Here is a 13,493-nt window from a genome sequence, read left to right on the forward strand (position 1 = left end):
CGCGGCGCCACGGCTGGGGGTAGCGGGTGAGCGAGGCGCGTACAGCGGGTGACCTGGGGCCGACCGAGGCGGAGACGACGCCGGTGCGACCGGCGCCGGCCGAGTCGGACACCTCCCTGGTGGTGGTGACCGGCCTGTCCGGCGGCGGGCGCAGCACCGTGGCGCGGGCGCTGGAGAACGTCGGCTACTACGTGGTCGACAACCTGCCGCAGGCGCTGCTGCTGGACATGGCCGAGCTGGCGTTCAAGGCCGGTGGCGCGGCCCGGCGTACGGCGATGGTGCTGGACGTGCGCTCGCGCGCGTTCTCCACCGACCTGGCCGGGGCGATCCGCGAGCTGCGTGAGCGCGGCTTCCAGCCCCGGGTGGTCTTCGTCGACGCCGACGACGAGGTGCTGATCCGGCGGTTCGAGAGCGTGCGCCGCTCGCACCCGTTGCAGGGCGACGGGCGGCTGGCCGACGGCATCGCTGTCGAGCGGGCGCTGCTGGAGGAGGCCCGCGAGCAGGCCGACGTGATCATCGACACCAGCCACCTGAACGTGAACCAGCTGCGCCGCCGGGTCGAGGAGCTGTTCGGCGGCGAGGACGCCCGCCGGCTGCGGATCACCGTGATCTCGTTCGGCTTCAAGTACGGCCTGCCGCCGGACGCCGACTTCGTGATGGACGCCCGGTTCCTGCCGAACCCGTACTGGGTGCCGGAGCTGCGCGAGCACACCGGCCGCGAGGAGGCGGTCAGCGCGTACGTGCTGGGCCAGGAGGGCGCCGACGCGTTCGTGGCCGGGTACGCCGACCTGGTCAACGCCACCACCGCCGGGTTCGAGCGGGAGGGCAAGCGCTACCTGACCGTGGCGGTCGGCTGCACCGGCGGCAAGCACCGCAGCGTGGCCATCGCCGAGGAGCTGGCCTCCCGGCTGCGCCACTCCGGCATCGCCGCCAACGCCCAGCACCGGGACCTGGGGCGGGAGTGACCCTGACCAGGGTGGTCGCCTTCGGCGGCGGGCACGGGCTCTCGGCGTCGCTGCGGGCGCTGCGTCACTGCGTACCCGAACTGGACCTGGACATCACCGCGGTGGTCACCGTCGGTGACGACGGCGGCTCCAGCGGCCGGTTGCGCGCCGAGCGCGGCGGCCTGCCGCCGGGCGACCTGCGGCAGGCGCTCGTCGCGCTGGCCGGTGACCATCCGGCCACCCGGCGCAGCGCGGCGTTGTTCCAGCACCGCTTCGCCGCCGCCGTGCCGCAGGCGCCGACGCCGGCCGCGCCGGTGCCGGTCGCGGTCGGCGACTCGCTCGCCGGCCACGCGGTCGGCAACCTGCTGCTGCACGGGCTCACCGAGCTGCTCGGCGACCCGGTGGCCGCGCTCGACCACGCCGGGGCGATGCTCGGCGCGGTGGGGCGGGTGCTGCCGATGTCCCGCCAGCCGGTGGGCATCGAGGCCCGGGTCCGCGGCGCCGACCCGGAGCACCCGGACGAGGTGTCCACGGTGCGCGGCCAGCACCAGGTCGCGGTCACCCCGGGCACCGTCGAGTCGCTGCGGCTCAACCCGTCGGCGCCGGCCGCGTGCGCCGAGGCGGTGACAGCGGTACGCGCCGCGGACTGGCTGATCTTCGGGCCGGGCAGCTGGTACACGAGTGTGCTGCCGCACCTGCTGGTGCCGGGGCTGGCCGACGCGATCGTGTCCAGCCCGGCGCGGCGGCTGGTGACGCTCAACCTGGTGGCCGAGAAGGAGACCTCGGGGCTCTCCCTGCCCGACCATCTGGACACACTGCGGCGCTATCTGCCCGAGCTGAAGGTGGACCGGGTGCTCGCCGACTCCACGGCGGTGGGTGATCCCGCGGCGGTCGAACGTGCGGCAGAATCGCTGGGTGCCCGGCTGGTCCTCGCTCCCGTCGCCGTCCTGGACGGCACGCCCCGTCATGATCCAGCCGCCCTGGGCGCCGCGCTGGTGCCTGTCCTGCGCGCCGATCGTTAGACACGTACGTAATCACCGGCGACACGCCGGAACCGGTCCGTGAGGGGGCGCACTATGGCGATGACGGCTGCGGTCAAGGACGAGCTGAGTCGGGTCGACGTGCCCAAGCCCTGCTGTCGGCGGGCGGAGATGGCCGCCCTGCTGCGTTTCGCCGGCGGCCTGCACATCGTGTCGGGCCGCGTGGTGGTCGAGGCGGAGCTGGACACCGGCGCGGTCGCGCGCCGGCTGCGGCGGGAGATCGCCGAGGTGTACGGCTACTCCAGCGAGATCCACGTGCTCGCCTCCGGCGGGCTGCGCAAGGGCAGCCACTTCATCGTGCGGGTGGTCAAGGACGGCGAGGCGCTCGCCCGGCAGACCGGCCTGCTCGACGTGCGGGGCCGCCCGGTGCGCGGCCTGCCGCCGCACGTGGTGGCCGCGAACGTCTGCTGTGCCGTGTCGGCGTGGCGGGGCGCGTTCATGGCGCACGGCTCGCTCACGGAGCCGGGCCGCTCCAGCGCACTGGAGATCACCTGCCCCGGTCCGGAGTCGGCGCTGGCGCTCGTCGGCGCCGCCCGCCGGATCGGCATCACCGCCAAGAACCGCGAGGTGCGCGGCGTGGACCGGGTGGTGGTCAAGGACGGTGACGCGATCGCCGCGCTGCTCACCCGCATAGGCGCGCACTCCAGCGTGCTGGCCTGGGAGGAGCGGAGGGTACGCCGGGAGGTGCGCGCCACCGCGAACCGGCTGGCCAACTTCGACGACGCCAACCTGCGCCGCTCCGCGCGCGCTGCGGTGGCCGCCGCCGCCCGGGTGACCCGCGCGCTGGAGATCCTCGCCGACGACGCGCCGAACCACCTGACCTCGGCCGGACGGCTGCGCCTGGAGCACCGTCAGGCCTCGCTGGAGGAACTGGGCGCGCTCGCCGAGCCGCCGCTGACCAAGGACGCCATCGCCGGCCGGATCCGCCGGCTGCTCGCGCTGGCCGACAAGCGTGCCCGTGACCTGGGCATCCCGGATACGGAAGCGGCAGTCACGCCGGACATGCTCGTGGTCTGATAGGACTCGGGCGGCAGTGCACCGCGAGCGGGATCACCACCCGCCGCAGCGCGACGCCGCGCGCTCGGATATGGTCGCTGCGTACGGCAAGGGGGCCGGAACAGGCGCTCCTCGCCGTGCTCACCGCCTCGGGCGGTCAGGTCTCCGTGACCGCGGCGGGGTGGCCGAGATGACATGTCGACGGCCGGCTCCAACGGTCGGCGCACACACCTCCGCCGGCAGCGGTCTGGCGCCGGCGGACCAGAACGCGAGGAGATGGGACCTGTGACCATCCGGGTTGGCATCAACGGCTTCGGCCGGATCGGCCGCAACTTCTTCCGGGCAGTGCTGGCGTCCGGCGCTGACATCGAGGTCGTGGCGGTCAACGACCTGACCGACAACGCGACGCTCGCCCACCTTGTCAAGTACGACAGCATCCTGGGCCGCCTCCCGCACGAGGTGAAGGCCACCGCCGACGAGATCACCGTGGGCGGCAAGACCATCAAGGCGTACGCCGAGAAGGACCCGGCGAAGCTGCCGTGGGGCGAGGCCGGCGCCGACGTGGTCATCGAGTCCACCGGCTTCTTCACCGACGGCACCAAGGCGAAGGCGCACCTCGACGGCGGGGCCAAGAAGGTCATCATCTCCGCTCCGGCGAAGAACGAGGACGTCACAGTGGTCATGGGTGTCAACCAGGACCAGTACGACCCGGCCAAGCACAACATCATCTCGAACGCCTCCTGCACCACCAACTGCCTCGCGCCGATGGCGAAGGTCCTGCAGGACACGTTCGGCATCAAGCAGGGTCTGATGACCACCATCCACGCGTACACGCAGGACCAGAACCTGCAGGACGCGCCGCACAAGGACCTGCGCCGGGCCCGGGCCGCCGCGCTCAACATCGTGCCGACTTCGACCGGTGCCGCGAAGGCCATCGGCCTGGTCCTGCCGGAGCTCAAGGGCAAGCTGGACGGCTACGCGCTGCGCGTGCCGATCCCGACCGGCTCGGCCACCGACCTGACCGTCGAGGTCGGCCGGGAGACCACTGTGGACGAGGTGAACGCCGCGCTCAAGGCCGCCGCCGAGGGCCCGCTGCGGGGCATCCTCACCTACAACGAGGACCCGATCGTCTCCGCCGACATCGTGACCGACCCGGCGTCGTGCATCTTCGACGCGCCGCTGACCAAGGTGATCGGCAACCAGGTCAAGGTCGTCGGCTGGTACGACAACGAGTGGGGCTACTCGAACCGCCTGGTCGACCTGGTCAAGCTGGTCGGTCAGTCCCTGTGAGTGCGAGGAGCGAGCTTGCGAGCCCCGCAGTCACGAACGGAGGGCTAGCTCTGTGACGATCCGCAACCTCGACGACCTGCTCGCCGAGGGGGTGTCGGGTCGGCGCGTGCTGGTGCGCGCCGACCTGAACGTCCCGCTCGACAAGCAGACCGGGGACATCACTGACGACGGCCGGATCCGGGCCGTCCTGCCGACGCTGAGCGCGCTGGTGCAGGCCGGCGCGAAGGTGGTCGTCTGCTCGCACCTGGGCCGCCCGAAGGGCGCGCCGGACCCGCAGTTCAGCCTCCGCCCGGTCGCCGGGCGGCTCGGTGAGCTGCTCGGTGCCCCGGTGCACTTCGCCGAGGACACCGTCGGCGACTCGGCGCGGTCCACCGTGGCCGACCTGGCCGACGGCCAGGTCGCGCTGCTGGAGAACCTGCGCTTCAACAAGGGCGAGACCAGCAAGGACGACGCCGAGCGGGGCGCGTTCGCCGACCAGCTCGCGGCGTTCGGCGACGCCTACGTGGACGACGCGTTCGGCGCGGTGCACCGCAAGCACGCCAGCGTGCACGACGTACCGGCCCGGCTGCCGCATTACGCGGGCCGGCTGGTGCTGCGCGAGGTCGAGGTGCTCAGCCGCCTCACCGGCGAGCCGGAGCGGCCGTACGTGGTGGTGCTGGGCGGCTCGAAGGTCTCGGACAAGCTCGCAGTGATCGAGGCGCTGCTGCCGACCGTGGACCGGCTGCTCATCGGCGGCGGGATGTGCTTCACCTTCCTCAAGGCCCAGGGCCACGAGGTGGGCACGTCGCTGCTGGAGAAGGACATGGTCGAGACCTGCCGCAACCTGATGGAGCGCGCGCCGGGCAAGATCATGCTCCCGGTCGACGTGGTGGTCGCCGACGCGTTCGCGCCGGACGCCGCGCACGACACCGTGCCCGCCGACGGCATCCCGAGTCACCGGCTGGGCCTGGACATCGGCCCGGAGACGGTGGCCGGTTTCGCCGCCGCGCTGTCGCAGGCGAAGACCGTCTTCTGGAACGGCCCGATGGGCGTGTTCGAGATGGCGGCGTTCGCCAACGGCACCCGCGGCGTGGCCGAGGCGATCACCAAGGCCGACGCGTTCAGCGTGGTCGGCGGCGGCGACTCGGCCGCGGCGGTGCGCGCGCTGGGCCTGGACGAGTCCTCGTTCGGGCACATCTCCACCGGTGGTGGCGCCTCCCTGGAATACCTGGAGGGCAAGACCCTCCCCGGCATCGCGGCCCTGGAGAACTGAATGGCGAGCACGACCCGCCGGCCGCTGATGGCCGGCAACTGGAAGATGAACCTGAACCACCTCGAGGCCAACCTGCTGGTGCAGAAGCTTGCCGCGAGCCTGAACGAGAAGCAGCTCACCGACGTCGAGTGCGTGGTGCTGCCGCCCTTCACCGACCTGCGTACCGTGCAGACCGCCGTGGACGGCGACAAGCTGCTGATCGGCTACGGCGCGCAGGACCTGTCGCCGCACCCGTCCGGCGCGTACACCGGTGACATCGCCGGGCCGATGCTCGCCAAGCTGGGCTGCGGCTACGTGGTGGTCGGGCACTCCGAGCGGCGGCAGTACCACAACGAGGACGACGCGCTCGTCAACGCGAAGGTGTCGGCGGCGCTGGCGAACGGGCTCACCCCGATCCTCTGCATCGGTGAGGGCCTGGAGGTCCGGGAGCAGTCGGGTCAGGTACGGCACTGCTGCGACCAGCTCGACGGCGCGCTGAAGGGGCTCACCGCCGAGCAGGTCACCAAGGTCGTCGTGGCGTACGAGCCGGTCTGGGCGATCGGCACCGGCAAGACGGCGACCCCGGACGACGCCCAGGAGGTCTGCGGCGCGGTGCGCAAGCGCATCGCCGAGACCTACGACGAGGGCACCGCCGAGCAGGTCCGGATCCTGTACGGCGGGTCGGTCAAGGCGTCGAACGTCGCCGCGATCATGGCGCAGCCGGACGTGGACGGGGCTCTGGTCGGGGGCGCCAGCCTGGACGCGGAGGAGTTCGCGCAGATCTGCCGGTTCCCGGAGCACATCACCCGCTGATCGCTCGCTATCCTTGACGCTGCCCGTCCACCGGTCGGTGCCGCCGTGCCCGACAGGTCGGGGCAGTGATCGCAACGAGAGGACTGACCCCCGCCATGCCGATCTGGTTCGCCTACACGATGATCGTGTTGCTGGTCATCACGAGCGTCCTGCTCACCCTGCTGATCCTCCTGCACCGCGGCAAGGGCGGCGGGTTGTCGAGCATGTTCGGCGGCGGCGTCAGCTCCAGCCTGGCCGGTTCGTCGGTGGCCGAGAAGAACCTCGACCGCTACACCGTTCTGGTGGGAATCGTCTGGTTCGCGTGCATCGTCGGGCTTGGGCTCTGGCTGCGGCTGCAGATGGCCAGCGGCACCTGAGCCGACGCTGAGAAGCGTACAATCTGCGCGCGGTCCGTCACGGACCGCGCGCAGTTTTGTTTCTCCGCACGTCGCCCGTCGCCCACCCCCTCCGGCGGCGGTCCCCTCCGACGACAGGGAGCGAGCAACCGTGCCCAGCAACAACGTCATCCGCGGCACCCGGATCGGGTCCGCCCCCGAGCGGTTCGACCAGCGGGTCGAGCCCGCGCCGCGCCGGCCGGTCGTCTACTGGTGCCGCCACGGGCACCGCGTCGAGTTCCTGATCGCCGCCGAGGCGGAGACGCCCGCCGCCTGGGAGTGCCCCCGCTGCGGCGAGCCGGCCGGCCCCGACCCGGGCGACCCGCCGGGCCGCCAGCGCGCCGAGCCGTACAAGACCCACCTGGCGTACGTGCAGGAGCGGCGTACGCCGGAGGAGGGGGAGGCGCTGCTCGCCGAGGCCCTCGACGCGCTGCGGCGTCGCCGCGGTCGCGCCTGACCCGAGGTGTTAAGGAGGGGCCCCTTCTCTACCGGAGACGTTAAGAAGGGGCCCTTCCTTACATGCTCAGCGCAGGCTGCGCAGCCGCGGCGGCACGCTGGCCGCAGCGGCCCGGTCGAGGAGCCAGAGGGTACGGGAGACGCCCCGCACCCCGGCGGCAGGCAGCTGCACCGGCCCGGCCCCGGCCAGCGCCATGCCCACCGCCCGGGCCTTGTCCGCCCCGGCGGCGATCAGCCAGACCTCCTCGGCCGTGTTGATGGTCGGGAGCGTCAGCGTGGTCCGCACCGGCGGCGGCTTCGGGCTGCCCCGCACGGCGCTGACCGGCCGGTTGTCGTGGTGCACCGGGTGCTCCGGGAACACCGACGCGACGTGCCCGTCCTCGCCGACGCCGAGCATCAGCACGTCGAAGTGCGGCACCACCGCGTTCCCGGGCCGGGCCGCGGCGGCCAGCTCCCGCGCGTACCCGGCGGCAGCCGCCTCCGGGTCGTCACCGGCCGGACCGTCCGACGCCGGCATCGGGTGCACCCGGGCCGGGTCGAGCGGCACCGTGTCCAGCAGCGCCGCCCGTGCCTGCGTCTCGTTACGCTCCGGGTCACCGCCGGGCAGGAACCGCTCGTCGCCCCACCACACGTCGACCCGGGACCAGTCGACGGCGTCCCGGGCGGGCAGCTGCCCGACCGCCCGGTACACCGCCGCGGCGATCCGCCCGCCGGTCAGCACCACCGACGCCTGGCCGCGCTCGGCCTGCGCGTCGAGCAGCTTGACCACCAACCGGGCCGCCACCGCCTGCGCCAGCAGGTCGGGGTCGGCGTGTACGGCGACACTCGCCTCAGTCATCCGTCGAGCCCTCGTGTTCCGACCGCCCACCGGCGGTCACCTGTGCCTCCGACCACCCGGTCCGGGCGGTCACTCGTTCGCGGTCGCGCCCGCGTGCGCGGTCACGCCGGCCTCGGCCCGCTGGGCGGTCGCCGGATCCTTCCACACGTGCACCCGCTGGGCCGGACGCTGGTCGAGGCCGGTGATCCCGGCCGCAGCGCCTAGCGCCTCCGCGTACACCTGGTCGGCGTCGAGGCGGCGCAGTTCCTCGGCCAGCTCGTCGCCGAGCGGCCGGCGCACCAGCGGCAGCGTGCGGTCCTCCTGCCCGGTACGCCGGAACACCGCGACGCTGTCGTCCCGGGTGAGCGTCAGCTCGTCGCCGTTGGCGCAGCGCAGCTGCACCTGGCGCATCCGCGGGAACTCCTCGGTGGCGGTCAGGACCGGGTCGATGCCGAGCCGGGCCTTGAGCCAGCCGCGCATCAGTGCCGCCGTCGGGTCCGACGGGGGCGCCACCACGCTCGCCTCGGTGACCCGGGCCTGGGTGGTGTCGAACGCGCCCGCCACGAGCGTGCGCCACGGGGTGATCCGGGTCCACGCCAGGTCGGTGTCGCCCGGGGCGTAGTCGTGGGCCCGCTGCCGCAGCTCGGCGATCGGGTCGGCCGCCTGCGCCGCGTCGGTGATCCGCCGGTCCGCGACCACGCCGAGGAAGTCGGTGGAGATCTCCTCCGGCGGCTCGCCGTGCCACCACGTCACCACCGGTACGTCCGGCACCAGCAGCGGCATCACCACCGACTCGGCGTGCAGCGCGAGCCGCCCGTACATCCGGGTCACCACCGCCTCGCACGGCCCGAGCCGGCCACCCACGACGATCTCCGCGTCCAGCCGGTTGCGGTCGCGTTCCACGTCGGAGCGGACCACCACGAGCAGCCGGCACGGGTGCGCCGCCGCGGCGATGGTGGCCGCCGCCTCGGCCTCGCGTACCCGCTTCTCGTCCACCACCACGATCAGCGTGAGCGCCATGCCACTGGCCACCCCGCCCGCGCTGCGCCGTTCTGCGGCCAGCGCCTTGACCACCTCGTTGCCGGTGGTGTCCCACAGCCCGATCATGCTCTTCTCCAAGCCCGGCCCTCGCGGGCCAGCATCTCGTCGGCGGCCCGGGGCCCCCACTCACCGGCCCGGTACGGCTCCGGGGTCGTGCCCTCCCAGGCGTGCTCCAGCGGGTCGACGACCTGCCAGCTCTGCTCCACCTCGGCGGCGTCCGGGAACAGCGTCCGGTCGCCGATCAGCACGTCCAGCACCAGCCGCTCGTACGCCTCGGGGCTGGACTCGGTGAACGCCTCGCCGTACTGGAAGTCCATCGCGATGTCGCGGACCTCCATCGTGGTGCCCGGCACCTTGGAGCCGAACTTCAGCACCACGCCCTCGTCCGGCTGTACCCGGATGACGAGCTGGTTGGGGCCGAGGGACTCCATGTCGGCGGCGTTGAACGGCAGGTGCGGCGCCTTCTTGAACATGATGGCCACCTCGGTGACCCGCCGGGGCAGCCGCTTGCCGGCCCGGATGTAGAACGGCACCCCGGCCCAGCGGCGGTTCTGGATGCCCAGCTTCACCGCCACGTACGTCTCGGTGGTGGAGCCCTCCGGGACGCCCTCCTCCTCCAGGTAGCCCTTGGCGCGCTCGCCGCCCACCCAGCCGGGCAGGTACTGGCCGCGCACGGTGTCCTCGGAGACGTCCCGCGGCACGGTGATCGCCTTGAGCACCTTGAGCTTCTCGGCCCGGATCTCGTCGGCGTCGAAGCTCGTCGGTTCCTCCATCGCGACCAGGGCGAGCAACTGGAGCAGGTGGTTCTGGAGCACGTCGCGGGCGGTGCCGACCGAGTCGTAGAAGGCCGCGCGAGTGCCGATGCCGACGTCCTCGGCCATGGTGATCTGCACCGAGTCGACGTACTTGGAGTTCCACAGCGGCTCGAACAGGTTGTTCGCGAAGCGCAGCGCCAGGATGTTCTGGACCGTCTCCTTGCCCAGGTAGTGGTCGATCCGGAACACGTCCTGGCGGGTGAAGACGTCGTCGACCAGGTCGTTGAGCGCCTTGGCCGAGGGCAGGTCGTTGCCGAACGGCTTCTCCACCACGACCCGCCGCCAGCCGCCGGACTTGGCGTTGTCCGCCATGCCGGTGCGGGCGAGCTGCTTGAGCACCACCGGGAAGGCCGCCGGGGGGATGGAGAAGTAGAAGGCCGCGTTGCCGGGGATGCCGTGCGAGCCGCGCAGCTCGTCGAGCGTGGCGGCGAGATGGTCGAACGCCGCGTCGTCGTCGAACGAGCCGCCGACGAACTTGATGTTGCCGGCGAGCCGGGCCCACACCTCCTCCCGCCACGGGGTGCGGGCGTGCTTCTTGGCCGCGTCGTGCGCCACCGACTCGAATTCGCCGTCGCCCCAGTCGCGGCGGGCGAAGCCCAGGACCACGAAGCCGGGCGGCAGGAGCCCTCGGTTGGCCAGGTCGTAGACCGCCGGCAGCAGCTTCTTGCGGGCCAGGTCACCCGTCACCCCGAAGATCACCAGGGCACACGGCTCGGGGATCCGGGGCAGCCGCCGGTCCTGCGGATCGCGCAGCGGGTTCACCGGGCCACCTCCTCCTGCGTCTCGGTCCGCTGATTCCAGGTCGTTGATCGTCACGTGCGTGTCCGTCCGGCCGTTTCCAGGAGCTGGGCGACGCCCGTCGCCCGCTCGGTCAGGTGCAGTCGCAGCACCGGTCGCTCCCGGCCGGCCAGGGCCCGCCGGTCGCCGGCGGCCTGGGCCGCCTGGAGCTGCGCGAAGGTGTACGGACGACCGGGCACCTCCAGATCATCGGTGACCGCACCGGTGATCTGGAGGTGCCGGCCGTGGATGTCGGTGTGTTGCGGCCGGCGCGGTCCCCAGCCGAAGGTGACCGGCCGTCCGGCGGCCCGCGCCAGCAGCGGGCGCAGCCCGGCGACCGCCGCGTCGGCGTGCCGGTCGAGGTACGCGGTCACCACGAGGTGCTCCCGTTCACCCAGCCCGTCGAGCAGCCAGCGCAGCGCGCCGGTCAGGTCGGCCGGGGCGCCGCTCGGGGCGTACACCTCGATCGCGCCCTCGACCGACGACGGCGGCCCGCTCTCCGGCGCGTCGCCGGCCACTGCGGCTGCGGGCGCCGCGAACGGGTCGGTCCGCAGCGTCACCGCGGCGGTCGCCGCCGCGTAGGCCCAGGTGAGCAGGTGCGCGCCGAGTGGTCCGTTGACCGCGACGTCGGCGGACACGCCCGGTCCGACACCGGCGCCGAGGGCGCCGCCGAGACCGACCGTCAGCACGCCCGGCCCGGTGGCGCCGGGGGAGTCGGGGGACTCCGCGACCACGGGCAGCAGCCGTCCACCTGTCGCGTCGGCGAGCAGCGCGCCGGCCCAGCGGCCCAGACCGTCGAGGCCGGTGCCGTCGGGAACCAGCGCGATCGTGTCCCGGCCGGCGCCGGGCGCCGCGCCCAGTGCCGCGCCGAGCGCCAGGGCCGGATTGTCCCGGTCCCGGTCGAGCGCGCCGGTGAGCGCCTCGGCCTCGTCCAGCACCTCGGCCACCGGGGCGCCGGCCAGCGCCGCCGGGACCAGGCCGGACGCGGTGAGCGCGGCCCACGGCCCGGACACGCCGGGCTCGGCCGGGATCACCATCGCGCCCAGCTCGTCGGCGCGCGCCGCGAGTTCCGAGCCGGGTTCGGTGACCACCACGACGTGCCGGGCGGCGTCCGGGCCCTCGTCCGCCCACGCCTGCCGGTAGGCGCGCAGGTGGGCGTCGGTGGCCGGGTCGAGGCCGTGCCGGGCGGCGAGCACCAGGAGGGTACGCGCCGGACGGTCGGCGAGCGCGGCCCGGATCGGTCCCGGGTCGGCGGTGTCGAGCACCGTCAGCGGCCGGCCCAGGCACTCGGCCAGCACCTCCGCGGCGAGCGTGTCGTCGTGTGCGCCGGCCAGCACCACGTGGTCCAGGTCGCCCAGCTCGGCGGCCAGTTCGGCGAGCTGGGGGAGCAGGTCCCGGCTGCGCCGGTGAGCGTGCAGCCAGCCCAGCCGGTCGAGGGCTGCCGGCTCGGCGGCGGGCCCCCAGAGGGCCGGGTCCGCGGCGGCGAGCCGGGCCGGGACGTCGTGGGAGACGAGCGTGGCGCGCGTGGACGCGCCGAGAGCGTCCGCGCCGCGCACGGCCAGGCCGGCGGCCATGTCCGCCCGCCCGGCCAGCAGGTCACTCACCGCGCCACCTCGGCTCGCTCAAGGCAGACCACCTCACCCGGTCCACGGTACGGCGCGACGCGTCCCGGGGCCGGGCCCCGGGACGCGTCGGACGCCGTCGGTCACGCGTTGCCGCCGGCCTGCTGCGCCGCCTGCGCGTTCTTCCCGGCGGCCCGGTGCGGGCTGCCCGAGCCCTTGGCCGCCTCGGCGAGGGACTTCTTGACCCCCTCCAGCAGCTCCACCCAGCTCGCCTCGAACTTCTCCACGCCCTCGCGCTCCAGCGTGGCGATCACGTCGGACAGGTCCACGCCCACCGCCAGCAGGTCGTCGAAGACCTGGCGGGCGTCGTCGTACGCGACGGTGACGGTGTCCGGCTTCGTCTCGCCGTGCTCGGCGTAGGCGTGGACGACCGGCTCCGGCATGGTGTTGACGGTGCCGGGCGCGATCAGCTCCTCGACGTAGATGACGTCCCGGTAGTCCGGGTTCTTCGTCGAGGTGGAGGCCCACAGCGGGCGCTGCGGGTGGGCGCCCGCGTCGGCCAGCTTCTGCCAGCGCGCCGAGGAGAACACCTCGCCGTAGCGCTCGTACGCCAGCCGGGCGTTGGCGACCGCGGCCTTGCCGCGCAGCGCCTTGGCCTGGTCCGAGCCGATCTTCTCCAGCCGCTTGTCCACCTCGGTGTCGACCCGGGAGACGAAGAACGAGGCGACCGAGCCGATCTTCGACAGGTCGTGCCCGTTGGCCTGCGCCTGCTCCAGGCCGGCCAGGAAGGCGTCCATCACCTGCGAGTACCGGTCCAGACCGAAGATCAGCGTGACGTTGACGCTGATCCCCTCGGCCAGGGTCGCGGTGATCGCGGGCAGGCCCTCCTCGGTGGCCGGGATCTTGATGAACAGGTTCGGCCGGTCGACCAGCCACCACAGCGCCTTGGCCTCGGCGACGGTCTTCGCCGCGTCGTGCGCCGAGCGCGGGTCCACCTCGATCGACACCCGGCCGTCCACGCCGCCGCTGACGTCGTACGACGGGCGCATCACGTCGCAGGCCCACCGCACGTCGTACGTGGTGAGCATGCGGACCGCCTCCTCGACGTCCACGCCGCGTACGGCGAGGTCACGAAGCTGCCAGTCGTACTCGTCGGCGTCGCTCAACGCCTTCGCGAAGATCGTCGGGTTGGTGGTCACCCCGGCTACGTGGCTCTCCCGGCGCAGCTTGTCCAGCCCGCCGGAGGTCAGCCGTACCCGGGAGAGATCGTCGAGCCAGATCGCCACACCGGCGCCCTGGAGCTCCTTCAGCCTGTCCGTCATGCCGTCCACGCTCCC

13 protein-coding genes are annotated in these 13,493 nt (G+C 73.3%); 8 read left to right on the forward strand and 5 right to left on the reverse strand.

What is annotated here, in order from left to right; translation table 11 throughout:
- The first annotated feature begins 53 nt into the window (after window positions 1–53).
- From rapZ to BFV98_RS28665, 8 genes are all read left to right on the forward strand, one after another.
- Window positions 54–965, forward strand: coding sequence for an RNase adapter RapZ (rapZ, locus tag BFV98_RS28630; RefSeq protein WP_221488539.1), 912 nt, complete (start codon window positions 54–56; stop codon window positions 963–965).
- A complete protein-coding gene (yvcK, locus tag BFV98_RS28635) occupies window positions 962–1,966 on the forward strand; it encodes a uridine diphosphate-N-acetylglucosamine-binding protein YvcK (RefSeq protein WP_013287468.1) in 1,005 nt (334 codons plus the stop codon). The genes rapZ and yvcK overlap by 4 nt, the downstream gene beginning before the upstream one ends.
- Before the next feature lie 54 nt (window positions 1,967–2,020).
- Window positions 2,021–3,001, forward strand: a complete 981-nt coding sequence (whiA, locus tag BFV98_RS28640) for a DNA-binding protein WhiA (protein ID WP_013287467.1) — start codon at window positions 2,021–2,023, stop codon at window positions 2,999–3,001.
- Between the two features lie 264 nt (window positions 3,002–3,265).
- A complete protein-coding gene (gap, locus tag BFV98_RS28645) occupies window positions 3,266–4,270 on the forward strand; it encodes a type I glyceraldehyde-3-phosphate dehydrogenase (RefSeq protein ID WP_071098392.1) in 1,005 nt (334 codons plus the stop codon).
- Window positions 4,271–4,322: 52 nt separating this feature from the next.
- Window positions 4,323–5,522: a phosphoglycerate kinase gene (pgk, locus tag BFV98_RS28650; protein WP_071098394.1), complete on the forward strand. Its 1,200-nt coding sequence runs from the start codon at window positions 4,323–4,325 to the stop codon at window positions 5,520–5,522.
- On the forward strand, window positions 5,523–6,314 hold the full coding sequence (gene tpiA / locus BFV98_RS28655) for a triose-phosphate isomerase (protein ID WP_013287464.1): 792 nt from the start codon (window positions 5,523–5,525) through the stop codon (window positions 6,312–6,314). It begins immediately after the preceding gene.
- Between the two features lie 95 nt (window positions 6,315–6,409).
- Window positions 6,410–6,670, forward strand: a complete 261-nt coding sequence (secG, locus tag BFV98_RS28660) for a preprotein translocase subunit SecG (RefSeq protein WP_013287463.1) — start codon at window positions 6,410–6,412, stop codon at window positions 6,668–6,670.
- Between the two features lie 130 nt (window positions 6,671–6,800).
- On the forward strand, window positions 6,801–7,145 hold the full coding sequence (locus BFV98_RS28665) for an RNA polymerase-binding protein RbpA (protein WP_013287462.1): 345 nt from the start codon (window positions 6,801–6,803) through the stop codon (window positions 7,143–7,145).
- A 66-nt stretch (window positions 7,146–7,211) separates the two neighbouring features.
- Here BFV98_RS28665 and pgl read toward each other — a convergent pair whose 3' ends face one another.
- The 5 genes from pgl to tal all read right to left on the reverse strand — a co-directional run bounded on the left by pgl (window position 7,212) and on the right by tal (window position 13,478).
- Complete coding sequence (gene pgl / locus BFV98_RS28670) at window positions 7,212–7,982, reverse strand: 6-phosphogluconolactonase (RefSeq protein WP_013475877.1); 771 nt, start codon at window positions 7,980–7,982, stop codon at window positions 7,212–7,214.
- 69 nt (window positions 7,983–8,051) lie between these two features.
- Window positions 8,052–9,068 carry a glucose-6-phosphate dehydrogenase assembly protein OpcA gene (locus BFV98_RS28675; RefSeq protein ID WP_013287460.1) on the reverse strand — a complete coding sequence of 339 codons (1,017 nt, stop codon included), beginning with the start codon at window positions 9,066–9,068 and terminating at the stop codon, window positions 8,052–8,054.
- On the reverse strand, window positions 9,065–10,579 hold the full coding sequence (gene zwf, locus BFV98_RS28680) for a glucose-6-phosphate dehydrogenase (protein WP_071098396.1): 1,515 nt from the start codon (window positions 10,577–10,579) through the stop codon (window positions 9,065–9,067). Before zwf ends, BFV98_RS28675 begins: the two co-directional genes overlap by 4 nt.
- 50 nt (window positions 10,580–10,629) lie before the next feature.
- Window positions 10,630–12,198 (reverse strand): hypothetical protein, encoded by a 1,569-nt coding sequence (locus BFV98_RS28685; protein ID WP_030274167.1) that lies wholly within the window; start codon window positions 12,196–12,198, stop codon window positions 10,630–10,632.
- A 101-nt stretch (window positions 12,199–12,299) separates the two neighbouring features.
- The gene (gene tal, locus BFV98_RS28690) at window positions 12,300–13,478 is read right to left on the reverse strand and encodes a transaldolase (RefSeq protein WP_071099035.1); all 1,179 of its coding nucleotides are present in this window, start codon (window positions 13,476–13,478) and stop codon (window positions 12,300–12,302) included.
- Window positions 13,479–13,493 lie beyond the last annotated feature (15 nt).

Source organism: Micromonospora sp. WMMB235 (assembly GCF_001855515.1).
In the GTDB taxonomy this organism is placed as follows: Bacteria; Actinomycetota; Actinomycetes; order Mycobacteriales; family Micromonosporaceae; genus Micromonospora; species Micromonospora aurantiaca.